This window comes from Herbaspirillum rhizosphaerae (genome assembly GCF_046025915.1).
In the GTDB taxonomy this organism is placed as follows: domain Bacteria; phylum Pseudomonadota; class Gammaproteobacteria; order Burkholderiales; family Burkholderiaceae_D; genus Herbaspirillum; species Herbaspirillum rhizosphaerae_A.
On record NZ_JAQQFR010000002.1, the window covers coordinates 127,039 to 153,456 of the forward strand.

The following is a 26,418-nucleotide window of genomic DNA, read 5'->3' on the forward strand; positions in this document are numbered from 1 at the left end:
AGACAAAGCAAATTAATAAAGAACCGGTAGAGAATAGGCCAACCACCCGTCATGAACAACGTGAATTCAAGTGAATTTCAATCTGTGCTGGATGCCGACTTGCAACGTGCCGTACTGGAATCCCAGGTACGTTCGCAAGCGGAAAAAAATCTCCCGACGCTGACCAAGGCCGAGCTTGCCGAACTTTTGTTCGAGCAGGTCGGTCTTAACAAGCGTGAAGCAAAAGACATGGTTGAAACTTTCTTCGACGAAATTCGCAATGCCCTGGAGCGCGGTGAGGCCGTCAAACTTTCCGGCTTCGGCAATTTTCAATTGCGTGACAAGCCGCAGCGTCCTGGCCGCAATCCTAAAACCGGCGAAGAAATTCCTATTACTGCACGCCGTGTCGTCACTTTTCACGCCAGTCAGAAGCTCAAGGAAATGGTTGAGGATTCCACCATCCAGCCGCTCGCTCTCGTTGTGTAATGTAAGCCCCTCGTAACCTTGCCATGAACGAACGCGTCAATAAACCTGCGGTGATCGTCCTGCCGCCGATTCCCGCCAAGCGCTATTTCACCATCGGTGAAGTCAGCGAATTGTGTGGCGTGAAGCCGCACGTACTGCGCTACTGGGAGCAAGAGTTCACCCAGCTCAAACCAGTCAAGCGCCGTGGCAATCGTCGCTACTACCAGCATCATGAAGTGCTGCTGATTCGCCGCATCCGCGAGCTGCTGTACGAACAAGGTTTCACGATCAGTGGCGCGCGCAACAAGCTGGACGGTCATCTAAACCAAGACCAATCGGAAGTCATCGAAGAGATCGAAATATCGATGGGTGCCGAAGAGATCGAAGCCATGCGCACCGAACTCACCGGCATTCTGGAGTTACTCAGACCGCGTGCATGAGCTGATGCCGGTCGGTCGATCCCAGGCATCGGCACTGCATCACCATCAATAAGCTGCCGTCGGCAGCTTATTTACGTTTACGCTCAAGATTGCAGTCAAGTCTGCAGCCGGGATCTCGGTCTGAGCAGAGGACTGGCGGCGCATGGCGCGGCTGGATGCGTACATGGCTAAAGACATATAGTGAACTGAATGGAGGCGATTGTTGATGGAAAACAAAGCGGCGAACGATCTGGTCATGTTCTGGCGCGGCATGCATGAGCGCGACCTGTCCGCCGTCGTCGCCATCGCAGAACAGGTACATCCCGATTATCCCGAATCGCCGGAGGTGTTTGCAGAACGCCTGCGGTTATTTGCCGATGGATGCCGGGTTGCCGTCGACGGTGATGGCGGCGTGCATGGTTACGCCATCACCCATCCCGCTCTGTTGGGACAACCGCCTGCGTTGAATTCCTTGTTGCATGCTTTACCGTCGCAAGCCGATTGCCTTTATCTGCACGACATAGCGCTCACTGACGCCGTGCGGCAGTACGGTTTGGGCGGGAAACTGGTGGAGTTGATCAAGCGGCATGCCATGACCATCGGGATCGGTCATGCGGCACTGGTGGCGGTGAATGATTCGGCCGCCTATTGGCGGCGGCGCGGCTTTTCGGATTACCTCAAGGCCGATGCTGCGTTATTGAAGAAAATCGGCAGCTACGACCACGCCGCGCAGTATCTGGTGTTGAACATCGTCGACACGGTTTGATGGGCGAGGTTGATCCGCCGGGTCACCAATAAATCAGCCAGTAGTCACTTACTGCGCTGCCCGAGCCAGTGCCGCCACACGGTCCACACGGCGTGTCGACACAAGGATGGAGCCGGTCGCATTGCGTTGCAGTGCTTCTCGCAGCACGGCCGCACCATCCGTTCCTTGCGGCGTACCGCCCGCCATATAGCCATACGTGAATTGCAATGCGCGTTGATGCTGCAAGAGCACGTCTGCCTGATGCTTGGCGAGGCTGTCGCGTACTTGCACGATGTTCGTCAAGGTCGGGCTCGCCTCAAGCATGGCAGCAATCAGCGGCGCTTCTCCTGCAATGCCGAACTGACGGATTTTTCCTGACTGCACGAGTGACTCCAGCCAGCGTTGCCATTCATCCGTCTGAATCAAGGCTGGTACCGGCTCGTGCAAGAACAGGATATCCAGCCAGCCGCGACGCAGCCGGCGCAAGCTGTCTTCCAGACTCTTCTGCGCATGCGCAAGGCTCCAGTCGACTACGGGTTGGTTCAGCGCCGGCAATCCCTTGCCAGCAATCTTGCGCAGCAGGATTTCCGGCACGCTAGCCCCGGCACCGTTCGGCCCATACAGGCCGACCTTGCTGGCGATGGTGATGCGCTGCAGTTCCGTGGAGGGAAGTTCTCCCAGCGATTTTTCCGCCAGACCAAAGCCGTAGTAGGGCGAGGTGTCGAAATGGGTGAAGCCGGCATCCAGCGCTGTCGTGAGCAAAGCCTGACGCTGCTGACTCTTGAACAGATGATGCAGGCTGGCGGTGCCAAAAGACAGGCGAGTGACGTCAATCGTCGTGCCTGGAATGCGGATGGACTGCATGCGTGTGGATCCTGTTGGAGAAGTCGTGAAAGGGCGGGATGAGGGGAGTAATGGCGGAACTGCCTGCCCGGCTAAGGAGTCTTTACTCGTCGCGGCAAGTTCATCAGCCAGATGCGACGCCAGGCGTGCGGCCAACGCGACCGCAAGGAAGGTGGGATTGGCTTCCCCGGTGGTCGGGAAAACGCTGCTGGACGCTACATACAGATTCGCCATGCCGTGTACCCGGCAATCGCGATCCACCACGCCCATTTGCGGATCGTCATGCATGCGCGTGGTGCCGACCTGATGGAAGCCATCGGTGGCTTGTTCCATGACGTGGCCGATGCGCAGGCTTTCGGGGCGATGATAATCAACTCGGCCTTTGTTGGAGGCGCGTAACCGGGCATCCAGAATCGCGTGTGCTTTCAGCACCGATTCGGCGTCGTCGTGCAGGTAGCGGAAATCGATCGTCAGGCGTGGCATGCCGTGGGCATCTCGCTCTTGATTCAGGACAACGCGGCTTTCTGGATTCGGTATCTGCTCGGCATGGTAATTGAGGGCATAGGTACCGCCTTGATTACGCAGCACGAAGCCGGGCTTGCGCACCGGCGACAGATAGCGCAGACGCAGGATGGTGATGATGTCGGTTGCCGCTTGCCATGGCCTGCGCAGAATGTTCAGCACATGTGCGCCGTAGCGGTAGGGCGGCGGGCCGACATGGCGCAGGCGGATCGCCTCCGAAATCATGCGTCGTCCGACCGCAGGAATCGACAGGCCGAGAAACACCATCGACAAGGTCGGGTTGCGATGGCGTTCGTCATAAAACGGCGGATTGTCGGCGAAGAACGAGGTATTGAGCAGGTGATGCCGGCGTTGGGCTTCTTCAGACAAGGTGAAGCGCCGGCGCACATAGGTGCCGGTTTCATCTTCGGAAAAATCGAGATCAGAAAAATCGTCGGGCTGATTCAGCGCGATGCTGGCGATGCTGCCGAAGATGTGTCCCATGTAATACCGCCCCAACGGGCCGCCAATGCCACCGAATAGCGAAGGATGCCTCTGCTGCGTCGCAAGCAGCAGGCGCGTGGTTTCCAGGCCGCCGCCGGCCAGCACGTAGCGTCGCGCACGAACGTCGATGGGCATCATCTTGTGATGGACTTGCAGCGCACTGATTTGCTGTTCTCTGTCATCAAGCCTGAGACCGGTAACGGTCGCGTCGAAGAGGACGTGGATGTTCGGCGACGCCATGACACGCGGGCCCAGTCGCGATACCAGCTTGGGTTGTCTGGCCCAGCGTTCGAGTTGCGACAGCTCGATGTCATCCATGTCCGGCCAGCGTTCAGGCTGCTTGCGGAATTCGGCTTTGCCGCAATCGAGATAGTCGGCTGCCTTGGCGTACCACGGTGCAATGTCTTCCAGCGCAAACGGCCAGCCGGAATGCGGGACGTAATTGCGTGCTTCAAAATCGATCGCTTCAAATGGGACGCAGCGACCTCCCCATAACCAGGAGCTGCCACCCAAGGCGCGGTTGGATGCCAGTTCCATGGGCGAATGGGCTTTTTCGTCGAGCACCGCTGCGCGCGACCATTCCTGCGTCGCGGGATTGTGTTCGGCGCCGCCGGATTCCAGCATCAGCACTTGCAGCCCGCGTGCCTCTGCCTCCAGCGCAAGCGCCAGTCCTACCGGCCCGGTGCCGACAATGCAAATGTCGACGATTTGATCGGCCTGCAAGGCCGTCAGCATCACCATAGAATCCCTGAGCGTAAGTAAGTGTTTCTTATTTTTTGCCGAGAATGAAATTTTTCAACCGCGCCATCTGCCATTGGCGCAGATAACGCCGGAACTCCAGATTCTCGTAGCGAGGCAGCCGGCGCAGCGCCGACCAGAAGTAACTGAAAATCATCAGCAGGCCACCGATGACGACCGGCTTTTCACGCATGCGGTTGATGCCGGTGGCAATCGCATACAGCGGGTGATATCCCATGTACCAGTTGCCGCGGCCCCAGCGCAGACGGCCTTCGTAAATATGCTTGTCCGACGAACCCATGATGCGGTGATGCCACAGCCATGCCTTTGGATCGTAGTAGCAAAAGGTCTTCCAGCCTTTCATCCAGGCCGTGTGGACGTCGATGCCGTCCCACGACAAATGCTGGACGAAGCCGCCGATGTCTTCAAAGGCAGTGCGTTTGTAGAGTTTGAACTGACCCGCGACCTGTTCGTCGATGTGGCTTTCTTCGATGTACTGACCGTCTTCGTGACGATATACCTTGCCCGACACGGCGGCCAGCTTCGGATCTTCGTCGAGTTTCTGGAACATGTGCTCCAGGTAGAGCGGGCCAAAGGACATATCGCCATCGAGCTTGGCGATGTACTGATAGTCCTTGTTCTCAATATGTTCGACGCCAAAATTGAATGCGGCGATGACGCCGCCACCCAATTTGCGGAAGCCGCGGTTCTGGCGCGGCACCAGGCGAATGAATGGATATTTTTCTGCATATTCACGCACGATGTCCGGCGTGGTGTCGGCCGAGCCGTCGTCGACAAGAATCCACTCGACCGGACGGCAGGTTTGGGCCACTATGGAATCCATGGTCAGGCGCAGATACTTGGACTCATCGCGCACGGGCGAAATAATCACCAACGGAACGATACGCGGATTAACCGCAGGTGGTGCTTCCACCGGTTCCAGCGGCTGTTGCTGATCTCCTTGCATGACGCCTTCCTTATGCTTATCTTGTGAGATGTAAATTGGATTGAGATCACGGTCAGATTTGCCTATGCTGTCCGATCCCCGCGGTCAAATCAAGAATTAATCAGAAAACTCCTGTCAAACAATGAGTGTTCGCTCAATAATATTGTTAAAATGATATCAAATTAATGGCGAACGTGATTCGATTAAATTGACTTTTATCTAATTTTTACGCTGGAACGGATGCCAAAACAGACCGTATTCCCCACGTCCCATCTATTCGGACTCGATATCTGCGCCGCGAGTTTCAATCAGGCCGCGCATCAGTTGATGGCGCTCGCTGAGCGACGCGACGGGCCGCCTGCGATCATCGTCACGCCGAACGTTGATCACGTCGTCCGGCTCGATGCCGACGCCCAGTTTCGCGCCCTCTACGTACAGGCTGACTATATCTTTGCCGACGGCATGCCCTTGGTCTGGGCCAGCCGCATGAGCGAGACGCCGCTACCGGAACGCGTGACCGGCTCCGATCTGTTTGTCGAACTGGCACGCTCGGCGGCGAAGCAGCAACTGCCGGTATTTGTCATCGGCGGCATGCCGGGGCAGGAAGAGATGCTTACGGAAGCCTTTGCACGCGTCTATCCGGGTTTGCAGGTCGAACTATATTGTCCGTCGATGAAATTCGACCCCACCGGTGCAGAAGGGCTGGAAGCGCTGCGTCGTGTCAATGCCTGCAAACCAGGCCTGGTGTTCGTCTGCCTCGGCATGCCCAAGCAGGAGCGTTGGTCGTTCGCCCATCAGGACAAGATGCAGGCGGGCGTGGTGATGTGCGTCGGCGCCGCCATGGAGTTTGCGCTCGGGTTCAAGTCGCGTGCGCCGCTGTGGATGCAGAAGGCCGGTCTCGAATGGTTTTGGCGGCTCGCCTCCGAGCCGCGCCGCCTGTGGCGCAGATACATCGTGCAAGGTTCGAAATTCGCCGGTTTGCTGCGCCGAGAACGGAAGGCGCAACGTACAATCAAACTCAACAAGAAGACAGGGAGCGGCCATTGAGCTTTTACGCTGACAAACGCAACCATCACACGACCTTGCTCGGGCTTGCCGTCGGCGCAGCCTATGCCTTTACGATTATTCTGACGCTGGAAATCTGCATCGCCATCTATCAGTGGGCGGCATTTTCTACATTCAATTTTGTAGCGGCGATCGCAGGTGCGGTCGGCTTTGTCGTTTTCAGCGACCCGCGTCGTTATGCAGTCGACAACTCGTCGATGATGGTGCATTACTTCGGCACTATCGTACGGCTGTGGATCGGCACGTTCTTTGTCGTTGTCCTATCGTTATATCTGACCAAGTCCGGCGAAGATTTCTCTCGTGTGGTGATGACGATGTGGCTGGTGGCCACGCCTTTCACTTTGGCGTTTACCTCATTCCTGTGCCGTCGCTGGGCGTTGCGCCTGTACAGCGCCAAAGGGGAGCGGCGCACGGCTGTCTTCGTCGGTTTCAGTGAAGATGCGCAACGCTTGTCGGAGTCGTTTCAGACGTCGAAAATGCTTGGCATCACCCCTTTGGGTTTCTTTGACAACAGGCAGGGAACGCAACGCGTCGGCTCCGAACTGCCACGCCTGGGCAGCCTGATGGATGCCATCACTTGGATCGAACACAATCCGGTCGACGTCGTCTTCGTCGGGCTGGTGCATGCCCGTTACAGCGATATTGCGCCGGTGGTGGATGCCTTGCATGACTCCGTATCGTCGGTCTATTTTGTCCCTGAATCCAAAATGTTCGGCCTTGGCCATATGCACTATGGCGAAATCGCCGGCACCCCGGTGCTGGTGGCTTACGAAACGCCGTTCATCGGCGTGACGCGATTGCTCAAGCGCTTTGTGGATGTGATCCTGTCCTTAATCATTTTGCTGTTGCTCAGTCCGGTGTTGTTTATCATCGCGATGGGCGTGAAGCTATCGTCGCCGGGCCCGATCGTGTTTCGCCAGATGCGTTACGGCGTCGGTGGCCAGCGTATCGTCGTATCCAAATTCCGCTCCATGCGCAATGATCCACTGCCGCAGGAAAACGGCGAGGTCAAGCAGGCCACCGTCGGCGACGCACGTGTGACGCCGTTCGGTCGCTTCTTGCGCAAGACTTCGCTGGATGAGTTACCGCAGTTTTTCAATGTACTCGAAGGCTCAATGAGCATCGTCGGTCCGCGTCCGCACGCGGTTCAGCATAACGAGCTGTATCGCAAGCAGGTCAAGGGTTACATGCTGCGGCACAAAGTCAAACCAGGCATCACCGGTTGGGCGCAGGTAAACGGTTTGCGCGGCGAAACCGATACGCTCGACAAGATGCAGCGCCGTATTGAGTACGATCTCTACTACATCCGCAACTGGTCGCTGGCACTGGATTTCAAGATCATTCTGCGCACCGTGCTGGTGGTGTTAAAAGACCGCAATGCATATTGACACTACCACCGCATCGCCTATTTCCCCTATCTACCATGCTGCATGAAGTCGCCCGACATCTGCTGAGTGAACTGGCGCCGGATATCGCCGGCCGCTTTGCTGCAGGAACGGCGGTGCGCGTTCATGCTTCTTTCGAGCACGCTGAAATGCGTTGGCGCGCGGCGCAGGCGGTATGTGCAGCATACGGTTTCCAGGCCTATGACTGGTTGGCGACCTGGCAACGGGAATTAGGTGCCAGGCAAGGCTGGGAAGTTTGCATTGTTGAACTGAGCGACGCCGATGACCACACGCTGATGCTGTTGCCTCTGGGGCGTCAGCGTAAAAACGGGATTCGCTTCGCAGGTTTTCTCGGCGGTGAGATCACGGATTATCACGCGCCGTTGCTGCATCCTGATTTCGATGCCTCGGCTTTTTCTGCATTGTGGCCGGTCATCATGCGCCTGATGGGCGGTGTTGATGTCTTTCGCGCCCGGCGCATGCCTCAACATGTCGAGGGCGTCGCCAATCCCTTGGTGGCACTGCATGGCATGCGCCACACCGAGCAGGCACATGCGGCGACGTTGACCTCGACCTATACCGAGTTCCAAAAGGCACGCAGCGCCAAGATGTTCGCCGATACGCGTCGCCAATTGCGGCGTCTCAATGAACTCGGGGCGGTGAAATTGCTGATCGATGCGCCGCCGGAACAACGTGCCGCCGTCACCACCGGCATGGCGCAACAAAAGGCCCGGCGTTGGCACGAAACCGGTAGCCGCGACCTGTTTGCCGAACCGGGTTATCTGGACTTCTATCAGCAGCTTGCGGCGCAAGGCTTATTCGGTGGCGAGATCGTGGTGTCGGCGCTCTACGTTGACGACAATCTTGTTGCCACTCATTGGGGCATGCGTTACGGCCAGCGTTTTTATTGGCTGATGCCGGGTTATCAGGATGGGGAGTGGGCGCGCTACTCGGTAGGGCGTATCTTGCTCGATGCCGTGGTTCAGCATTGCATCACCGAAGGACTGGCGGTGTTTGATCTCACGGTGGGTGATGAGGGCTACAAGATGCAATGGGCTGATCATATGTTGCCGTTATATGCAGGGCAGCAGGGCCATAGCTTGCGCGGCAAGATCGTGGTGGCACTTAGCGAGGCTTATCAGCAATTGCGCGCGCGGGCGCGCAATAATGAACGTCTGCGTAACCTGATCAGGCGTCTGCGCGGGCAGCGCTCCGGTTCTGTCTCTAATTCCGCTTCGAACTCAACTTCGAATTCGACTCCCAATAATCAATAGCCGCATTCACCGGCAATACCTTGCAGCCCGCAGCTAGCGCGGCAGCGATGGCATGTTCCAGACGATCTGGCGTGTAGCCAAAACGGCTCGGCGGAGTTTCCACATCGTGCGTGTTGACGATCAGCCAGCCTTTGCTGCGGGCGGTGCGTTCCAGCAGTGTTTCGTAATTTTCTGCATCCACCGGCAGGTCGTAGAGGCGATGCGTCTTGAGCGCGTTCAGGTCGGCGACATGTTCATGCATACCGCCGCCGGTGACGCGGCTGGAACGGAAACGCCTGCTGCAAATGCGCTTGGCGTTGTAGGCGTAGGCGCCGAATGGATAGGCGAAATTCAATGCTGCGATATCGACACCCAATTCAGCGAGGAAGGCGGCATTGCGATCCAGTTCTGCTTCCAGCGCGTCGGCGCTGAGGTTGTCGCAACGGATGTGCGAGTAGCTGTGGCAGCCAAGTTCGTGGCCGTTGGCCAGCAAGGTCTGCAGATGTTCCCGGCTATGGCAGGGTTTGCCTTCTTCCATGCCGCCGGTCAGGCCACCGGCAACGTAGAACGTGCCGCGTACGCCATTGTGTTCGAGCGCGTGTGCACCGGCTTCACATGCCGAGGCTGGGGCGTCGTCAAAGGTAAAGCTGACTACACCGGCTTCCGCTTCCAACGGCAACAGATTGCGGAAGGCGTGCTGTGACAGTCGGCGACTGATACGCAAGGCAAGTTTGGAGGCAGAATCGGACATGAGTGTTTTCCGGCAGCGACGGCGATGATGTCAACGCGTCAATCAGTTGTCGACCACGTGCGCGCCAAAACGGCGGCGCCAACGCAAGAACGGCTTCTCCACAAAATTATAAGAAGCTATGGCGAACACAAATGATAGCAGCACCGCCGTCAGCGCAAAAAACGGGAAGGTTTGCCAGCCGATGCGCTGCGGCCCGATGCTGCCCGGGCCCCACCATATCTCGGCCAGCACGATGGCAATCGGGTGATACAGGTACAGTGAATACGACCAGCCGCCGACACGGCGCAGGGGTTTGGTTTCCAGTAGCCTGGTCAAAGGCGGCACCGACTTCGTAAAGCAGATTGCCGTCATCAGCGGCATCAATGCCAGGCCTTGCAGGGAGTAGCGCAGCGTGTCGCGAAAGCCCGGATGCCGCACCACAAAACATGCCAGCAGCAGGATCAGGCAAACCAGTTGTACCAAGCGGCTGGCTGAAAAACGCCGCCAGTTTTTTTGCGTATCGTTGGCCAGAATCAGTGCCAGCCAAGCACCATACAGAATCGAATCGATGCGCGTATCGGTGGCCATGTAGATGTAATCGCTGCTGCCGCCGTGGCGATGCACAATCACGCGCCACACCAGCACCAGCACGACGCTGCCCGCCAGCACCCACGAGAAGCGGCGCAGATTGGCGGTGCCCGCCAGCAGCGCGACGCAGATGAAGGGGAAGACCAGATAGTATTGCTCCTCCACCGCCAGCGACCACAGGATGCTGAAGGGATCAAAGCCATCGCGGCCCTGCCCGAAGTGCACGAATATGCCGTAGTAATTGGCGTAATAGAACAAGGCGGACAACACCTTGCCCCAACCCATGACGCCGCCTGCTGCACTGAATACCAATGCCGCCAGCGCGACTGCGACCACGAGCGCAGGGTATAAGCGGAACAGGCGCCGGACGTAGAACCGTCCGACGGCAATGCGACCGTTTTGCGCATGTTCGGCCAGCAGCAATCGGGTGATCAGCAATCCGCTGATGAAGAAAAACACGGTCACGCCAAAGCCGCCGGGGATGGCAGTGCTGAAACCCATATGCGCCACCAGCACCAGTAGCACTGCGCAGGCTCGCAGGCCGTCGAGGCCGGGAATGTAGTCGAATGATGGCCGCGCGCTCGCCGTCGGGTTCGTGTTTATGCTTGTTTCTATAGTCGCGCTCACCGCAGATCCTCAATTTGTTGACGCGCGCGGTTGTAGCCCTGCTGGTTGTCAAAGTTGAACGGCCCGGTGACATTGTCGAAAGTGTAGTTCAGACTGACTTGTACGGTGCTGCGGCGATAGTCGATGTTGCCGCCCGATTTGGACGTGGTTTGTTCGCGCATGGCATCGACGCGCAGGGCCAGCCGGCGCGTGATGTCGTAATCGTAGCGGAAGCCCAGGCGCAACAACTGATCGTCACCGCTGGTTGGCGTGCTGATTTGAGATGTCGCAAAGTTTTGTGACTTTTGCGATTCCAGCGAGGCCAGCAGCGATACGCGTGTCTTTGGTGTGGCCTGCCATACCGCGCGGCCCTGGATGCCTCTGGTAATCACATAAAGACGGCTGTCGGCTTCATCGTTGGCTTGCGGGCGATCCCAGATGCGGCCGTAGAAAGTTGTCTTGGCCGAATAGTGCCAGTCGATTCCCAGCTCGCCGGAGACCAGACGGCTGTCGCGATTGGGGAGTGTGTTGAAGTGCCGTGCGATCGAGCCGATATGGGCGATGAAGACAGTGTTCTCGGTATAGCGCCAGGCCGCATCGGTAAAGAATTCGGTATCCGTATAGCCTGAGTCGAAGTCGGCGATGTCCTGCGCTGTCCGGTTGGGAAACCCGACCCGGTTGCGGCGTACGCCCGCCGACAGCGTCGACTTAGTGCCCGCCGTGTAGCGGATCGCTGCTTGAATGGCGTTGCTGTTCATGTTGTACATCTCGACCCGGCCCGGAATCATGTAGCTCAGGGTTTGCTGCGTCCAAGTCAATGGTACGTCGAAGCGGTTGGTGACGCGATAGGCAAGCTCGATATTGTCTTCGCGGATATGCGGAAACTCCGGCTCGACGTTGGAGATGTTACGTGGCGGTGCCCCATTTGGATCAGGATTGCGAACAATTTCGCCGCCAAAATAGTTGTACAGGCGATCATCGGTACGATGGCGAATACGTCCGCGCAGCAGATCGCTGAATTCCCAGTTGTAGATGCCCTCAAACTGCTTCTTAGTCTTGTTCAGACTGTACGGCCCACCGCTATTGATTTGCTCGTTGTAGTTGCCGAACGTGTTGCCATAGTGCATTTGCGATACCGACGCAGTCAGCTGCAGATTGGTCCGTTCCGTCGGCAGCGGCAAGAACAGCGCACCGCGAATATCCGTCGACCAGGCCGAGTCCGAGGTCTTCAGCTTGTTGTCGCTATTGCTGGGAAACATGAATGGGTTATCGATGCGATACCAGCTCACGCCGCTTTGCAGGGCGTATTCGGCTGTGGCATGCGCCGGTGCAGACATCAGCGACAGTGACATACCGAGTACCGCACAAGCTGTCATGCCGAAGCGTGTCAGCGCGGATTGCGTGATGTTATTCATCGGCGACTACCTCATACCAAGGGCTGGCCTGCGCAATATCGGCCTGGATATGGATAGTGGCCACGCCGTTGTTCAGGCTGGCGCGGTTGCCGTCGAGCGCCGCCAGGCGTTTGCCGTTGCCGTCCAGCGGATAGACGCTGATGCGCCTTGCTTGCGTGCGCAGGCTGATGCGCGCCTCATTGCGTTCCATCCATACGGGGCCTTCCACATCGCGCGGGCCGGATGGTTTGTTGTTCATGCCGGCATCTTGCTCCAGCGCCCACCATTTGGCGTCGCTCTTGTAGCGGATTAATTCTTTGGGGCGCGGCGGCATGGAGCCGGGCTGGTTGCCGGTGACCGCGCTTGAGGCCGAGATCAGAATCTGCCGCGACGAGGCCAGAGGTCGATTGTCCAGTGCCGTCAGCAGCACACCGGTAAAGCCGCGACTCTTGCCTAGCAACTCGATGGCCGCATTGTCATCGCCGACACGGCGCTTCATCAGAAAACCGAAGAAGCCGCGTGCCTGTGGCGTGCGTAGCTGGATAGTGCGCTGTTGCGCTTCAAATTCGAATTCTCCATTGGCCGCACGCAGCGGCGTTGCCGGCGGTGTTTGCTTGTCGAGCTTGCCGGCGCCGGTCAGATCCATGCCAAGACGGGTTTGTGTCGCCAGTTCCGGTGTGACGCCATAGCGTACTGACAGATGTGTCTCGAAGGCGCCTGGATCCCGCACGGCGGCGACTGCCGCACGCGCGTCTGCACTAAAAGGAATCGCTGTCTGTTTCGGCAGCGTCGCGACCAGTCCGTTGCGGAACAGCATGGCGCTTTGCCCCGTGGCGGCATATTTGCCCCAGTCGCCGCTAAGCGTAAAGGCGGATGGCGTGATAGCCCAATTGTCGCCGTCAAGATAATCAAAAAAGAACAAGCCATCCCAATCCTGTGCGGCACCGATGGCGGCCATCAGCGGCTGAATCTCGCTGCTTTGCTTGTTGGGGAAGGGCTGATTGTATTCGCTGACGACGAAGGGTTTGCGGATATCGCGGCGCAAGGACAGGGCCAGCAATCGGCTCAACTCGCCATCGCTGGCCGAGCTGTTGTGGATACGCCAATCGTTACGATCCCAGGCGGGGCCGGGGAAGTCAGGATGGTCGATGTAAAAGTGTTCATCGATGTAATCCATCTGGGCCTGCGAGTCGAAATTGAGCACGCCGCCGTATCCCATTTGCGTACCCGTAACCGGCACCAGCGTATCGGTTTCACTTTGCACGACCTGGCGCAGGCGATTGAAGTAGGCGCGGTCGGTATCCGCGAGGAAAAGCAAGAAGTCGCGTACGCGCAGCGCTTCGCCGGAAGTATTGGGTGTGCCGGGATCGGCCGGGCCCAATACCTTTTCAGTCAGCGATTTGAACTTGCCGTCGAGACGGTCGCGCCATTGGCCGATTTGCGAGGCGTCGGTCGGCGTCAGCAGCGGCACGACAGAGTTGGCGGAGACGCAGGTATTCCACGTCCCGCAAGCTTTGGCGGTAGAACCATAGCGCTTGATCAGCCACTCTTGCCACTGCTTGCGCAGTTCAGCTTCATAGGCCTTGGGAACGGCGTCGCTCCATTCGCGACGTTGCCAGGCGGCCAGCAGCGAGGATTCGTTGTTGATTTCCACCATCGCCAGCGCGGCATTGTTGCGTAGGCCTAGCGCACGAATCAACTGGCGTGCGTATTCTTCCTGCAGCGCCACCATGCGCGGGTAATAGACGTGAATCGGCGCGCCCAGCTGTGTCGCTTCGGCCTTGCCGTCAAGCGGCGGCAATTGGTCGATGGCGGGACGGAACCGATAACCGACATGCAGGTTGAGGTTGACGTAAATACCTTGCTGCTTCAGCGCATTGATGAAGTTGCGCAGGCGGCTCACCGCCACCGGATTGAATGTCGGATAAGGGCCTGGTGTCAGCAGGCTGCGTGGTGGATTGTCCTGCGTGCCGGGACTGCTGTCCATGTGATGCAGGCGTACGGCATTGATGCCCAGCTTGCGCAGGCGTTGCGCCAGACGCACCGCATCCGCATCGTTAGGGAAATTGGTGGCAAAGCTCAGATTGATGCCGTACAGGCGCACGCGCGTGTCGTCGGCGGTGTTCGGTCGATTGTCGGCGCCGACGCGGTAGAAGTGGCCGTTGCGCACGAAGATGCGTGATCCGGCGTCCAGCGGCTGGTTCATGGCGGAGCGATCGGGAGCGCCGCTTAATTTGTCTTCATCGATGGCGAAATTGAAATACGCGATGCCATTATCGCCGAGGGTGAAGGCAGTCGGGGTCGTTTGTGCAGCGACCGGTAACGACAACATGGACAGCGCCGACAACGACAAATAACCCGCCGCCAGCATGAGTGTGCGCAGATGCATTGACTTGCTCATGGGACGGCTCCACGTGGCACGCTGTCGGGTGACGGATCCTGTTCGGCTTGTTTTCTTCTCTCGGCTTGCTCCATGCGATGGACGGTCAGACGCGCAGAAATCGCCGTCGATGAATAGATGAAGAAAATATTCTGGAACAGCACGCCGCGAAACACTTCGCTTTCCGAGAGGTTGCTGATCAGGATCAGAATGAGCATGGCCCAGTGGATGGCAGCTTCTTCGCGGTCGATGCGTGTGAGCTTGATCAGGTTAAGAATGTGGAAGACGAAGACGCCGGCCATGATGACCAGACCCACGATACCGAGCTCGTTGAGAATATCGAGATAACCGTTATGCGCTTGCAGCGGAATCCAGTGCAGCGCGGTGATGATCATCTGCGACGGGCTGCCTTCACCCAGCCAGAACGCGCCGTAGCCGATACCGAACACCGGATGACGCTGCACCTCCAGCAACACCAGACGCCAGATGTCGGTGCGGCCGGTGAGGTCGGTGCTCTTGTTGAACAGTGCACCGAAGGGCGCGAACAGCTCGTTCCATTCAGGCAGGCGACCGTTGAAGACGTAGAAGATGTGGAAGCTGAGCAGGATGATGACTGCTAGGCTGATCGTCAGCTTGCGGCCGTCGAATTCACCGGTCAGATAACGGCGGCGGATCAGCAGATAAATACCGGTACCCAGTGTCGCCACCAGAATTGCCGTGCTGCTCTTGGCCATCACCAGCATGAACAGGCTGAACAGGATGCCGAAGTAACAGATCGAGCGCGGAAACGTGGTGCCCAGGCTTTCCTTGATCCACAACACCACGCACAGGCCGGAGATTGCCCCCAGCGTATTTTTTTGCGTCAGGATGCCACGCCAGGCGCCACCCAGTTCGTAGTCCACGCCGATGCGCGGCAGCACCAGTGACACCACAAACGAAAAGGCCATCAAGGTCATCAGCGTGCCGAGCATGGTGCGAATCAGTTGATGCTTGCCGCCGATGGGCGGTGAGATGGCAATGCCGACCAGTGTCAGACCGATGAGCTGGACGCTACGTTTGAGTGTGACCACAGGATAGGGCGACCACAAAATCGTTATCAGACAGTACAGGATGATAGCGATCAGCAGCGGGTTGAGATGCAGCACATGGCGCAGGCTCCAGCCGCGATTGCGCCACGCCAGCCAGGCGCCGATCAGGAACACCGAGCCGAACTCCATCTGAAAAATCAGCGAGCCTTCGGCATAACTGCCTTGCGGATCGGTATTGCCCCAGTTGAAGCCGGGCGGCAGCAGCGAGAAGGTCATGCTCATGACGATCAGCAGGCGCACCAGAAACGGATCGATCTTGCCGGCAATCGACGATTGTTCATGGGGTTCCAGCGTCCCTTGTGTTCCCTGTGTTGAACGCGCTGCGTCCAATTTGTCAGTTGCCGTATTCATGATAACGATGGCCCGCGAGGGCGCTTAATTTGCCGCACTGTGCCAGCGTAGTACGCAGCCAGCGGATCGACATGAGCCGGGAAAAAGGAAATGTCGCCAGCGTCACGCCCGCGGCAATCAGCAACTGCACTAGCGCTCGCAAGCCCAGCTGGGTGGCGCGCGCAAGGCGTTGCATGCCGTGCAGACGGGCGATTTCCGATAAAACGTAAGTTTGTCCGAGCCGGTAAGAGCGGCGCAGCAGCCAGTTCAGGTTGGCGCGTTGGGCCGGGACTTCTTCGCTGACGGTGGCTTCGTCGCACCAGACGAACTTGGCCCCATGCGTAAGCATGTCGCGAAACAGCATGGTGTCTTCCGCACCTGTGCGGCCGAAGGCAGCGTCAAAAGGCCCAGGAACCGCCATCAACTTGCTGCGTCGGATCAAGACGTTGCCTGTGCGGGCGTCTTTGGTTGTGATGACAGTGCCGGTGGCGAAGCGGCGGCGATTGAAGAAATCGCCGTTGCGTATCCATGCCGGCGTGTCGTCGTGATAACGCGGCAATACCGGCGCGAACACCGCATCAGCGTCGTAGTGGCGTTGCGTGGCGACCATGTGGCGGATCCAGTCCGGATCCGGCGCTTCGTCGTCATCGATGAACAGCACCCATTCTCCCTGCGCCGTATGCACGGCCGCGTTACGTGCCTTGGCAATGTTGGGCGTGTTTTCATGCCGAGCGTGCAGCGGCATGGGGAAGTGGGCCTGCCAGTCGCGCAGGACAGATGCCGCCGAACCGGCCGGGTCGTTGTCCACCACCACCACCTCGATGCGCAAGGCATCGCAGGACTGTTCCGTCAACGCAGCCAGCAACTGATCCAGCAGTTCGGGACGCCGGAAGGTGCAGATGCAGATGCTGATATCGATAGGGGCGCTCATGTTTGCCGGCGCCTTAACATGGGGAGGAAGACGACCCAGATCAGCAACAGGTCGAAACCTTCCACAATGATCAGCGAAAGGATTGCGCCCCAGGTGCCATACAAGGGGATGAATACGGCTGCGGAAATCAGCATGATGACCAGACAAGCGATACCGCTTAACAGCAGCAGTTTGTATTGGTCATTGCTGGTCAGCCAGGACGAACCGATCCAGCGTGCGGCATTGATGGCGAAGTAGCCGCCCCAGGCCAGCACCATCGGTTCCAGTCCGTGATATTTGGCGCCCAGTACATGGGCTTGCAACCAGGGCAGGGTCAGCCACAGCGCGATGACGTAGACGATGGTGACGATTTCGATACCGGCAACCGAGGCCCAGGCGAGGCGATCCAGATGTTTCCAGTCGCGTGCCGCAAACAGTCGGCTGACCATCGGCCGCGCTACCCGTGACCACGCCAGTACCGACAACGAGATCGGCATCAGCAGCAGGCGCGAAGCATTCAGATCGGCAGAAGCGGCGACGCCAAGTACGGCGGCGGCCAGATACAGGTAGCTGTAATTGGTGGCCCAGGCCACCAGCGCACCCGGCAAGGCCCAGCGTCCGCGCTGCATGACTTCGCTGACGGCAGCACGGTATTCTGTTTTGTCTTCGGCAGGGATGACGTTCCGGGGTGGCGATGCCAACCCATGTTCAGTGCTGCGCCACATGCCGACGATGTTCGCCAGACCAAGCACCAGCAGGATCGCCGGCACGGTCAGGTAACCAACCAGCAGCAGAACACCGACGCCGACCACCACGCCGAGTACATAGGCGATATCGGTATGCAGCACGCGGCGAGGACGGGCTTCGATGAAACTGATGCTGCGATGGTATTCGCGTTGGGCGTTGGCCAGAATATAGATGGCGAAGGCTGCACCGAGCCAGACAGGATGGGTGTCGATGTTGGTGATGCTAGCCACGACGCCGCTGCCGACGCCGAACAAGATCGCGAGTCCAATGCTGAGCTGCCACTGAAAACGCAGCAGCAGCGTCGTCAGACGCGCGCGTTCTGCAACCGATTTGCCGGGTGCGATGGTGGTCAGCGGTCCGGTGATCAGCGCTTCGATGACGGTGGAGGCAAAGATGCCGGCGACATACATCTGCGAATAGACACCATAGGATTCCTTGGTGGCCAGACGGATCAGCACCAGCCCCAGCGCAAAATTGAGCCCGCTCAGCAGAGCCTGGTCGATCAGCGATGCCAGCGAATGCGTGAGCAGCTTCTTGCTGCTGACGCCGCCTACCGGTTGAGAGGGCTGCTCAGCCATTTGCGCAGACGATGCCATAGTTTCTTGCCCTTGCCTTCGAGCTGATCGAACTTGTCTTCTTCGGCGAACTGGTTGTAGACCGTGCCGATGATTTGCGCCCCTGCGGTCTTCATTTGCGCTTCTGTCTGACGCAGGTCGTCAAGGCGGGAGTGGTGCTGTCGCGCCACCAGCAGGCACATGCCAACCTGCTGCGAGATTGTTTGCGCATCGGAAGAGGTCTGCGCCGCCGGCGTGTCGACGATGAAGACATCGAAGTCATTGGCCAGTTGCAGCATCAGATTGCTGAGTGCCGGTTGCAGCAGGATTTCCAGCGGATTCGGCGGCTTCGGGCCGGCGTTGAGAATGTGGAGGTGCGGAAAACCTTCTGCCAGGCCGCCGGCGGAGATTTCGGTGCGGCCGGCCAGCATGGTCGACAAGCCGGTTTTGTTTTCCACGCCGAACAAGAGATGTTGTTTTGGCGAGCGCATATCCGCGTCGATCAGCAGCGTGCGCTTGCCCATTTGCGAAAAGGCCAGGGCGAGGCTGGCGGCCAGATACGATTTGCCTTCGCCTTCGGCGGTGCTGACTATGGCCAGCGAAATTTTTTCCTGAGCGCTCAGGCGAATCGACAGCTCGGCACGGATCTGGCGGATAGCCTCGGCTTCCATGCCGAATGGTGCTAGCGCGATGTCCAAGGACTTGTCCAGGCCTTCGGTCGATACCAGCGCGGTCGCATAGTTAAACTGATCGGACAACACGGCCTGTACGTTTTGTTCGGTCAGCAGACCGAGTTTTACGGCGGCTTCGCCAAAACGGATATGGGCCGAGTTTTGCAGCTCGACGACGCGCGCGACCTGAGCTTCTGTCAGCAGGCCCGCTTCCACGAAGCGGGATCCCATCTTGTCGGCAGTCCCGGCGCTGGTCGATGTAGTTTCTGTTGCCATGGTCATTGCAGTCTTAGCGGATACCAATGTTGCCGATTAACGGGAGGTGGATGCCGCGCACCAGATCGTCTTCGCAGCGCACGCGGCGTTGGCTGAGTTCATACAGCAGCGCGAGGCAGAACCCGAGCGCCAGACCAACCAGAATGCTGGCCGCGATGTTTTGCATCAGCAGCGGCTTGGAATGCGTACTCGGCACCTCCGCTACGCGCAGGACTGTCAGGTCGAAGGTGTTGATGTTGCTCGCCATGAGGATTTCATCGTACTTCGCCAAGGCGGTGTTGTAGACGCGTTCAACGCTGTCGAGCTGGCGCTGGTAGGAAGTGATGATGTCGCGATGCTGTTTCTGTTCAAGCAGTTTGGCGCGTTGGGTATCGACCTCTTTTTGAAGCGCTTGTTCTTGCAGGGCCAGACGGCGTGTATCGATTTGCTGCGCGTCCAACGAGCTGCGCGCTTCACGGGCAATGCGTGCCGAAATATCCTCACGCTCGCTGATCAGCGCCAGTGTCTTCGGGTGACGTGGGCCCAGCACGTCCTGCACGTCGGACAGGCGTTTGTTGACGTCGCTGAGCTTGGACTTCAGGTCGTTGATGTTGGGGCGCTGAGCAACTTCCGGCAATTCGTCGATGCGCATGCCGCCACGCACCAGACTATCGGTGGCGTTCTTGCGGGCCTGTGCTTCCTGCTGCTGGTTCTGCACCGTGATCAGCGAGGTCATCAGATCGCCCAGTTGGCGCGATTGCAAGTCATTGCGTTCGTTCGGATCGAGAATGCCGACTTCTTGCTGATATTGGGTCAGCTTCTGTTGAATGGAATCGGCTTCCTTGCGCAGATGTTCCAGTTGCGCGTTGTACTGCTCGCGGCGTGCACGTGCCGATGCAGAAGAAATCTGCTGGTTCAGATCGATATAGGCGCGTACGACAGCATTGGCGAGATCGCGCGATTGCTCGGCAGTGCCCGCCGCATATTCGACTTCGATCACGCGGCTGGAGCGGCGTGTCACGACCATTGTGTTGTCGTTGATGCGTTTGACCAGTTGCGAGTGGGCGCGTGCTTCGCCACTGCGTTCCACGGCTTCGTGATAGGCCGCGGTGCGTTCCAGATCGAGTGCATCGATGACTTTTTCCGCAACCGCCTGGCTCTTGATCATGTCGAGCTGGGTTTGCATGTAGCTCTCGTCCATCATCGGCGAGAACAGACGTCCGTTGATCGGATCGTTGCCCTTGTAGTCGAGGAAGACGTCGGACGAGGCCGTATATGTCTTTGGCAGCAGCAAGGTGACGATGATCGTCACCGCCATTGTCGCCACGAGTGTCTTGAATATCGTGCTGCGGCGCGCCGAGATCATCGACGCCAGCTGTTTGGACGATAAACCGGTTTCTGGAGCCTGCAAATTCACGTTATAACCTTGATGTTTGTTCAGAATAGACTTTCGTTGATATACACAACGTCGCCGGGCAAGATCGGGTCGGTCAATTTTGCCTTGATTTCCTGTACTGTCTTGTCAGGCATTTCCCTATTGATATAGATGCGGCGTTGCGATGCACGCTGCGTCATACCGCCGCCGAGGGAGATGGCGCGCATGACGTTCATGTCCTGTTCCATCGGATAGGAGCCGGGGCGATTGACTTCGCCATGGATGTAAAAGAGTTTCTTTTTGTTGACGTAGACGACGTCGCCGCTGTTGAGCTCAACGTCCAGGGCGCTGCGTTCGGTAGCCTTGGTTTCGCCCAGCAGGATGGGGATGCGGACGTCGCTTTCTGTGCCGCTTGTTTCGCTGGTGCTGCTGTTATCCGCTTTGCGGCGCAGCAGTGTGACGGTCTGATCCGCTTGTGCCGTCAGACCGCCGGCGGTCGCCAGCAACTCCAGCACGCTCAGATGACCGGGGATCGGGTAGCGGCCAGGACGGCTGACTTCGCCGAGTACCGACACCATCTGGCTGCGCAGCTGGACGACTTCCACCGACACTTCCGGGTTGCGCAGATATTGTCCCTTGCGAAGTGCGTCGGCTACACGCGCCGAAATTTCGCTGGTCGTCAGGCCGGTCACGTCGACGCCGCCGATCAGCGGCAAGGTCAGGATGCCTTTGTCGTTGACGCCGACTTCCGCCGACAGGTCGGGTTGACCAAATACCGTCACGCGCAGAACATCGCCCGAACCGACGCGCGTATTGGTTACTACAGAAGAGGGGAGTGCCAGCGTAGACAGCGTGCCGGGCGGTGCCGACATCACTTCACCGGTTTTGGTCGGATCCGTAGGTATCTGTGCGAACGCAGAAATACACATCAGGATAGCGATGACTGCAAAAAGAGAACGGACTAATCGACGCAAACTTGACTCCCAAGACTGATTACAAAACGATCTGCGACCTGCTGCAACCTGCGATCTGCCATTTGCGTTGTACGGAGTGCTACCGGAGCAGCAAACGTGAATCAGTGAGGCAAAGTTTTGTAAATATGACAACTTAATCCGTGCATCTTAATCGAAAATACGCACGTTTTGAAGTAATTCTAATCAGGCTACAAATCTTTACAGTTTGAGTCACGATATTGATAAATGTTTCCGCTTGGGAAATTTTACCTGTTTTTATTATCAGCCGATGGATCTTGTCTGCGCATATTAGTTCGTTGAACTGCGCCGGGGAACGGCATAAGCATCGACTGTGCAGCCAGTTAAGCATATAAATTGCACGATATCAATTCAATGTTGCATGAAGATTACGCCGGACCTTTAAGTCGGCTCCGACGTCGGCGACTGTGTGGCGTCACTGCAAAATCGGTCATGAAAAAACGGCTTTGGCGAATTCGTCTATCCTTGCCGGATTAATCGCTGCTCAATATCGCCATGTCCGTTTCTACTAGCAAGTCAGCTGACTCAGCTGATTCATTTAATTTCGCGTCCACCCCGGGCTCTTTTCGCCTCAGTGTTCTCGATCAGGCACCGGTGTCGGAGGGAATGTCCGGCGCTCAGGCCCTGAAAAACGCCGTCGATCTGGCGACGCTGGCGGATCGTCTCGGTTATTACCGCTATTGGGTGGCAGAACATCACGGCACCACCTCTCTGGCATGCGCCAGCCCTGAAGTACTCATCGGCCCTATCGCCGCTGCGACATCGCGCCTGCGCTTGGGCAGTGGCGGGGTCATGCTGCCGCATTACAGCCCGTTAAAGGTCGCGGAATCGTTCAGCATGCTCAGCGGCTTGTATCCGGGCCGCATTGACCTGGGAGTGGGACGCGCTCCGGGAAGTGATTCGCTGACTGCGTCTGCCTTGCAGCGCGACCGGCGGCAGCGTCCGCAAGATGATTTTCCCGAGCAGTTGAATGAGCTGCTGGGCTACTTGTGGGACGAGTTGCCCGAGGATCATCCGTTTGCACGCTTGTCGTCCCTGCCCGGGAGTCCGGAACTGATACAGCCCTGGATGCTGGGTTCCTCGGCACAAAGCGGTATCTGGGCGGCCGAGCTGGGTTTGCCATACATGTTTGCGGATTTCATCCACGCCGCCGGCGAGCCGGTCGCAGAACGCTACCGCCGTGACTTCGTGCCGTCACCACGTTTTCCGTCGCCGCGGCAGGGTGTGGCCTTGCAGGTCATCTGCGCCGATACCGACGAAGAAGCCCGTCTCTTGGCGACCAGTTACGGCATGCGCCTGATCCATATGCATAGCGGACGGCGTCTGGACAAGATCCCGTCAGTGGAAACCGCGCTGAAATTTTTCGAGGAATACAATCTGCCGCCGTCGACCCTGCCGTCCGGAAGACGCGCTGTAGTGGGCTCTCCGGCCAAGGTAAAAGAACAAATCGAAGTGTTGGCCGCAGCGTACGGCGCGGATGAGGTCATGATTGTCACGATCATTCATGAGCACGCGGCGCGCAAGCGATCCTATGAATTGATCGCGCAGGAGTTCGGACTTTTCTGAGCAGATTTAGTGTCGGTATCCACTTGAATAAGCGGGTGCACGCAAATGCATCCACTTTTATCAGGTCGATAAATTTCTTTTAAATCAAAGGGATAGCGAGAACTCCTCAACTTTATCCACAAAGTTACCCCCAGTTTTTGTGGGTAACTTTTGCCTGTGGAAAAGTGCGGGTTCTTTGGTACCCGCCGTTCAGGATTTGTCGCGCCCTGACAGCCACAGCCGCGTCATTTGCTCTGCGCTGTCCTTCAACAGTGCTGCCGCGTTGCCGATAGCGTCATTCAGTGTCGTCGGGCCGAACACGATCGAAAAACATCCCGAGAAGCTGGTTTGCAATTGCGGTAATGACGTGCGGTCGATACCGCCCGACAACAGCGAGGTTTGTACGCCAGCCAGACGCGCACGTTGTGCCGCGATGAAGGGCGCTTTGCCATGCAAAGTCTGGACGTCGCTGCGGCCTTCACCGGTAATGAGCCAGTCGGCATCCTTCAGCGCGGCATCAAGCCCGATATAGTCGGCCACGGTTTGTGCGCCGGACTGAAATTCTGCGCCCAGCATCAGTAAGGCATAACCCAGTCCACCTGCCGCACCCGCACCGGGCGAATTGGCCTCGCTGCGGCCGCTGGCCTGCTCGAAGAGCGTAGCAAAATGGCCGAGCAGAGCATCCAGCGGTTTGACCTGTTCCGGCTTGACGCCTTTTTGCGGGCCGAAAATAGCGGTCGCGCCATGGTCACCGCAGAGCGGATTGTCGACATCGGACATGGCGACGATGTGGATATCTTTCAGTCGCGGATCAAGGCCGCTGACATCGACACGCGCCAGTTTGTCCAGTTGCGCAGGTACAGGGTCAAGCTGTTTGCCTTCCGCATCCAGCAATTTCAGGCCCAGCGCGACCAGCATGCCGATACCGCCGTCATTGGTGCTGCTGCCACCCAAAGCGATCAAAAAGCGCCGTGCGCCGCTATCCAAGAGCGCCAGCAAAGCGTCGCCGATGCCGAGCGTAGAGCGGTCTTCTACGGCCACTGCTGTGCCGGTCGTATCGGTCAGGCCAACAATTTCCGCTGATTCGATGACAGCGCTGCGGTCGCTCAGGATACCGGTTGCCGCTTCGCGCACGGTGCCTGCAGCGCCCCGCACTTGCAGGCGGTGCACCTCGCCACCGGCGTGGAGCAGCGCGTCGAGTGTGCCTTCACCACCATCGGCAATCGGGCACAAGCGGATCACGGCATCCGGCGCGGCGGCCAGGACACCTTCGCCGATCGCTTCCGCGACTTGCTCGGCGCTCAGAGAACCTTTGAATGAATCGGGGGCGATGACAACAACAGGGGCGGAAGCAGTAGTCATGGATAAGTGTCGATGGGGAAGCGGGCAGCGCAACCGCGTCGGGCGCAGCCCTTTCGCGATCGGGTGTCTCCGGGTGATGGAATATTTTTTATGGAGCGCTGATTATATAAGCATCTGTCTGGCGGCACGATAGTGGCAGCGCATGGGCATTATCAATGTATCGGTATGGCGGGCAAGGTAACAAAAGGTAAGTGCACTGGAAAAGATGCAAATAGAATCGCATCATGCAAAAAGAATAATTCCGGCTGCGAGGGCATTATGAAACGTTTATTGTGGATCATTCCTGCGCTGATGCTGGGCGGCTGCGTTGCAGTACCTTACGATCCTTATCCTTATTATGCTTCGCCAGGGCCTGTTTACGTGGTGCCGTCAGCCAGCGTCTACTATGGTTACGGTGGTGGCTATTGGGGCGGTTGGCGAGGCGGCGGTGGCCGTTGGCGGCATTAAGAACGATTAGCACCTAAAAAATCATGCTTGAGAACAATATTGAGGGCGGCGGCAGGTTTGCATTCTTCCTTCCAAGCCAGTAGCATTGCGGATCATCGATCCAGAACCGATGCCCTGTGACTTTTGTATCGGGTATCATGGGCGCTAAAAATTGGATGCTGTCCGTTGTTGTTGCATGGTATGACGATTTTTACGACACTTTCTCACTCATCTCCCAGAACACGTACGCGTAACAGGACGATCGTCGGCGTCAGCCTTTCGATACTGGTTCACGTATTGCTGTTCGTTGTTTTGCGGCCCAGCCTGCAAAAAATCAATGTACAGGCGAATTCCTCACACGAACCGCTTGAGGTGACTTTCGTCCGTAGCACTCCGCCGCCGGCAGCTATCAAGCAACCGACGCCGCCGGAAAAGACCAAGCCCGTCAAGAAGTCCTCGCCTCAGCCCAAACAGATCGCACGCGCCAAGCCAAGTCCAAGCCCGGCACGGGTGCCGGCACGCGAAGCGCCACCGCCATCACCGACAGCTATTACGCAGGCGCCGCCGGAAATGGATATGTCCACAATGCTCAACGCTGCGCGTGAACGTCGCCGTGCCGCAGAAGACTCCGCCAGCCGCGAGAACGCTGAGGCGCGCGCCGCAGAGCAGGGGCCGTCAGCCAACGAGATTGCGCGTGCCAACATCGCCTTCCAGGCGCGCAAAGCCAGCGGCGGCACCAATGGCGTGTTTGAGATTGTCAGCAAGGGGCCGCGCGTGGCGCAATACGTATTCCGCGGCTGGACGAGCGATATTCGCAACAGCCAGCGGCAGACCATTACTGTGGATGCCGGTCCCAACGGTGACGTGGAAAAGGCGATCGTCGACAGCATGATCGCGCTGATCCGCAAATACTACTCCGGCGATTTCAACTGGGAGTCGGCGAAGCTCGGCCGCGTCGTCCCTCTTTCTGCGCGTCAGGCCGACACGGCTGGGTTGCAGGCTTTCCTGCTGCGCGAGTTCTTCGGGTAAATCCCCACTATTGTGCGCATGCCGTTCAGTTTCAGTTGAAGAGCGACAGCACGCAGCCGGCCTAAACTCTGCATGTGTTTGAGAGTTTTCCTATATAAACGCTCGCCGTAAAAAATCACAATGTTGAACATTCGACGTTCAACCAATTGTGGGTTCATTCATGAACAGTTTCCTCTGGGCTTTTGCGGTTTTATGCGGTTTCGTATATCTGTTCACCAAATACGCCTCGTCCGGCGCGATCCGGCAGACGCAGGAGCAACGGCAGCAACAGTTCATCGTTGACGTCTGCGACGGTAATCAGCAGCAGGCAGAGCGCCTGATAAAAGAAAAAACGCAAGCTCATCCAGCCCTGGGAGCGTCCCAGGTTTTGCAACTGGTTTATCAGGACATGCTGGACTTGACAGCAGAAGAGCGTGCCGCAGCGTATGTCATCCAACGTGGCTATGCAGGCAAAGGCATCGTCAAGGGCAGCGCAGCTTGATTCGTCGGCTCTGATGCCTGACTTCATCGTTCAGCTTTATTCTCATCTTTCATGCGTATTTCCCGACAGACACGTCTGCCGGTAGCTCAAATACCTCAAATCCGCCATTTAC

23 protein-coding genes are annotated in these 26,418 nt (G+C 57.9%); 10 read left to right on the forward strand and 13 right to left on the reverse strand.

Features of this window, described 5'->3' with window-relative positions; translation table 11 throughout:
* Window positions 1–51: 51 nt before the first annotated feature.
* From PQR63_RS03120 to PQR63_RS03130, 3 genes are all read left to right on the forward strand, one after another.
* Window positions 52–465 (forward strand): integration host factor subunit alpha, encoded by a 414-nt coding sequence (locus tag PQR63_RS03120; protein WP_094563231.1) that lies wholly within the window; start codon window positions 52–54, stop codon window positions 463–465.
* A gap of 23 nt (window positions 466–488) precedes the next feature.
* Window positions 489–884: a MerR family transcriptional regulator gene (locus PQR63_RS03125; RefSeq protein WP_408165557.1), complete on the forward strand. Its 396-nt coding sequence runs from the start codon at window positions 489–491 to the stop codon at window positions 882–884.
* Window positions 885–1,089: 205 nt separating this feature from the next.
* Complete coding sequence (locus PQR63_RS03130; protein ID WP_408165559.1) at window positions 1,090–1,629, forward strand: GNAT family N-acetyltransferase; 540 nt, start codon at window positions 1,090–1,092, stop codon at window positions 1,627–1,629.
* Between the two features lie 48 nt (window positions 1,630–1,677).
* Here the strand turns inward: PQR63_RS03130 and PQR63_RS03135 are convergent, their stop codons facing one another.
* On the reverse strand, window positions 1,678–4,197 hold the full coding sequence (locus PQR63_RS03135) for an aldo/keto reductase (protein ID WP_408165561.1): 2,520 nt from the start codon (window positions 4,195–4,197) through the stop codon (window positions 1,678–1,680).
* Window positions 4,198–4,225: 28 nt separating this feature from the next.
* Entirely contained in the window at window positions 4,226–5,161 is a 936-nt protein-coding gene (locus tag PQR63_RS03140) for a glycosyltransferase family 2 protein (protein ID WP_408165563.1), read from the reverse strand.
* Between the two features lie 219 nt (window positions 5,162–5,380).
* Between PQR63_RS03140 and PQR63_RS03145 the strand changes: the two genes are divergently transcribed.
* Genes PQR63_RS03145 through PQR63_RS03155 form a run of 3 tightly spaced genes read left to right on the forward strand, consistent with a single transcriptional unit; the run spans window position 5,381 to window position 8,864 of the window.
* Window positions 5,381–6,187 (forward strand): WecB/TagA/CpsF family glycosyltransferase, encoded by an 807-nt coding sequence (locus PQR63_RS03145; RefSeq protein WP_408165564.1) that lies wholly within the window; start codon window positions 5,381–5,383, stop codon window positions 6,185–6,187.
* Complete coding sequence (locus tag PQR63_RS03150) at window positions 6,184–7,593, forward strand: undecaprenyl-phosphate glucose phosphotransferase (protein WP_408165566.1); 1,410 nt, start codon at window positions 6,184–6,186, stop codon at window positions 7,591–7,593. Before PQR63_RS03145 ends, PQR63_RS03150 begins: the two co-directional genes overlap by 4 nt.
* Complete coding sequence (locus PQR63_RS03155; protein WP_408165568.1) at window positions 7,590–8,864, forward strand: GNAT family N-acetyltransferase; 1,275 nt, start codon at window positions 7,590–7,592, stop codon at window positions 8,862–8,864. The genes PQR63_RS03150 and PQR63_RS03155 overlap by 4 nt, the downstream gene beginning before the upstream one ends.
* On the opposite strand, the gene PQR63_RS03160 is transcribed toward PQR63_RS03155, so the two are convergent.
* The 10 genes from PQR63_RS03160 to PQR63_RS03205 are packed head-to-tail and all read right to left on the reverse strand — an operon-like array spanning window position 8,815 to window position 21,445.
* A complete protein-coding gene (locus PQR63_RS03160; RefSeq protein ID WP_408165569.1) occupies window positions 8,815–9,594 on the reverse strand; it encodes a polysaccharide deacetylase family protein in 780 nt (259 codons plus the stop codon). The genes PQR63_RS03155 and PQR63_RS03160 overlap by 50 nt on opposite strands.
* 42 nt (window positions 9,595–9,636) lie before the next feature.
* Window positions 9,637–10,788, reverse strand: coding sequence for an acyltransferase family protein (locus PQR63_RS03165; protein WP_408165571.1), 1,152 nt, complete (start codon window positions 10,786–10,788; stop codon window positions 9,637–9,639).
* The gene (locus PQR63_RS03170; protein ID WP_408165573.1) at window positions 10,785–12,182 is read right to left on the reverse strand and encodes a hypothetical protein; all 1,398 of its coding nucleotides are present in this window, start codon (window positions 12,180–12,182) and stop codon (window positions 10,785–10,787) included. The genes PQR63_RS03165 and PQR63_RS03170 overlap by 4 nt, the downstream gene beginning before the upstream one ends.
* Entirely contained in the window at window positions 12,175–14,562 is a 2,388-nt protein-coding gene (locus tag PQR63_RS03175) for a glycoside hydrolase family 5 protein (RefSeq protein WP_408165575.1), read from the reverse strand. Before PQR63_RS03175 ends, PQR63_RS03170 begins: the two co-directional genes overlap by 8 nt.
* On the reverse strand, window positions 14,559–15,980 hold the full coding sequence (locus PQR63_RS03180; protein WP_408165577.1) for an O-antigen ligase family protein: 1,422 nt from the start codon (window positions 15,978–15,980) through the stop codon (window positions 14,559–14,561). Before PQR63_RS03180 ends, PQR63_RS03175 begins: the two co-directional genes overlap by 4 nt.
* Window positions 15,964–16,890 carry a glycosyltransferase family 2 protein gene (locus tag PQR63_RS03185; RefSeq protein ID WP_408165579.1) on the reverse strand — a complete coding sequence of 309 codons (927 nt, stop codon included), beginning with the start codon at window positions 16,888–16,890 and terminating at the stop codon, window positions 15,964–15,966. The genes PQR63_RS03180 and PQR63_RS03185 overlap by 17 nt, the downstream gene beginning before the upstream one ends.
* The gene (locus PQR63_RS03190) at window positions 16,887–18,212 is read right to left on the reverse strand and encodes a lipopolysaccharide biosynthesis protein (RefSeq protein ID WP_408165580.1); all 1,326 of its coding nucleotides are present in this window, start codon (window positions 18,210–18,212) and stop codon (window positions 16,887–16,889) included. Before PQR63_RS03190 ends, PQR63_RS03185 begins: the two co-directional genes overlap by 4 nt.
* Complete coding sequence (locus PQR63_RS03195) at window positions 18,167–19,117, reverse strand: polysaccharide biosynthesis tyrosine autokinase (protein WP_408165582.1); 951 nt, start codon at window positions 19,115–19,117, stop codon at window positions 18,167–18,169. The genes PQR63_RS03190 and PQR63_RS03195 overlap by 46 nt, the downstream gene beginning before the upstream one ends.
* Window positions 19,118–19,130: 13 nt before the next feature.
* Window positions 19,131–20,513, reverse strand: a complete 1,383-nt coding sequence (locus PQR63_RS03200; protein WP_408165583.1) for a Wzz/FepE/Etk N-terminal domain-containing protein — start codon at window positions 20,511–20,513, stop codon at window positions 19,131–19,133.
* 20 nt (window positions 20,514–20,533) lie between these two features.
* Window positions 20,534–21,445 (reverse strand): SLBB domain-containing protein, encoded by a 912-nt coding sequence (locus PQR63_RS03205; RefSeq protein ID WP_408165584.1) that lies wholly within the window; start codon window positions 21,443–21,445, stop codon window positions 20,534–20,536.
* A gap of 513 nt (window positions 21,446–21,958) precedes the next feature.
* On the opposite strand from PQR63_RS03205, the gene PQR63_RS03210 reads away from it, so the two are divergent.
* On the forward strand, window positions 21,959–23,029 hold the full coding sequence (locus tag PQR63_RS03210; RefSeq protein ID WP_408165586.1) for an LLM class flavin-dependent oxidoreductase: 1,071 nt from the start codon (window positions 21,959–21,961) through the stop codon (window positions 23,027–23,029).
* 189 nt (window positions 23,030–23,218) lie between these two features.
* Here the strand turns inward: PQR63_RS03210 and PQR63_RS03215 are convergent, their stop codons facing one another.
* Window positions 23,219–24,370 carry a glycerate kinase gene (locus tag PQR63_RS03215; protein ID WP_408165588.1) on the reverse strand — a complete coding sequence of 384 codons (1,152 nt, stop codon included), beginning with the start codon at window positions 24,368–24,370 and terminating at the stop codon, window positions 23,219–23,221.
* 165 nt (window positions 24,371–24,535) lie between these two features.
* On the opposite strand from PQR63_RS03215, the gene PQR63_RS03220 reads away from it, so the two are divergent.
* The 3 genes from PQR63_RS03220 to PQR63_RS03230 all read left to right on the forward strand — a co-directional run bounded on the left by PQR63_RS03220 (window position 24,536) and on the right by PQR63_RS03230 (window position 26,306).
* Window positions 24,536–24,817 carry a hypothetical protein gene (locus tag PQR63_RS03220; RefSeq protein WP_408165590.1) on the forward strand — a complete coding sequence of 94 codons (282 nt, stop codon included), beginning with the start codon at window positions 24,536–24,538 and terminating at the stop codon, window positions 24,815–24,817.
* Between the two features lie 351 nt (window positions 24,818–25,168).
* Window positions 25,169–25,825: a hypothetical protein gene (locus PQR63_RS03225; protein ID WP_408165592.1), complete on the forward strand. Its 657-nt coding sequence runs from the start codon at window positions 25,169–25,171 to the stop codon at window positions 25,823–25,825.
* A gap of 160 nt (window positions 25,826–25,985) precedes the next feature.
* Window positions 25,986–26,306 carry a hypothetical protein gene (locus PQR63_RS03230; protein ID WP_408165594.1) on the forward strand — a complete coding sequence of 107 codons (321 nt, stop codon included), beginning with the start codon at window positions 25,986–25,988 and terminating at the stop codon, window positions 26,304–26,306.
* The last annotated feature ends 112 nt before the right edge of the window (window positions 26,307–26,418 follow it).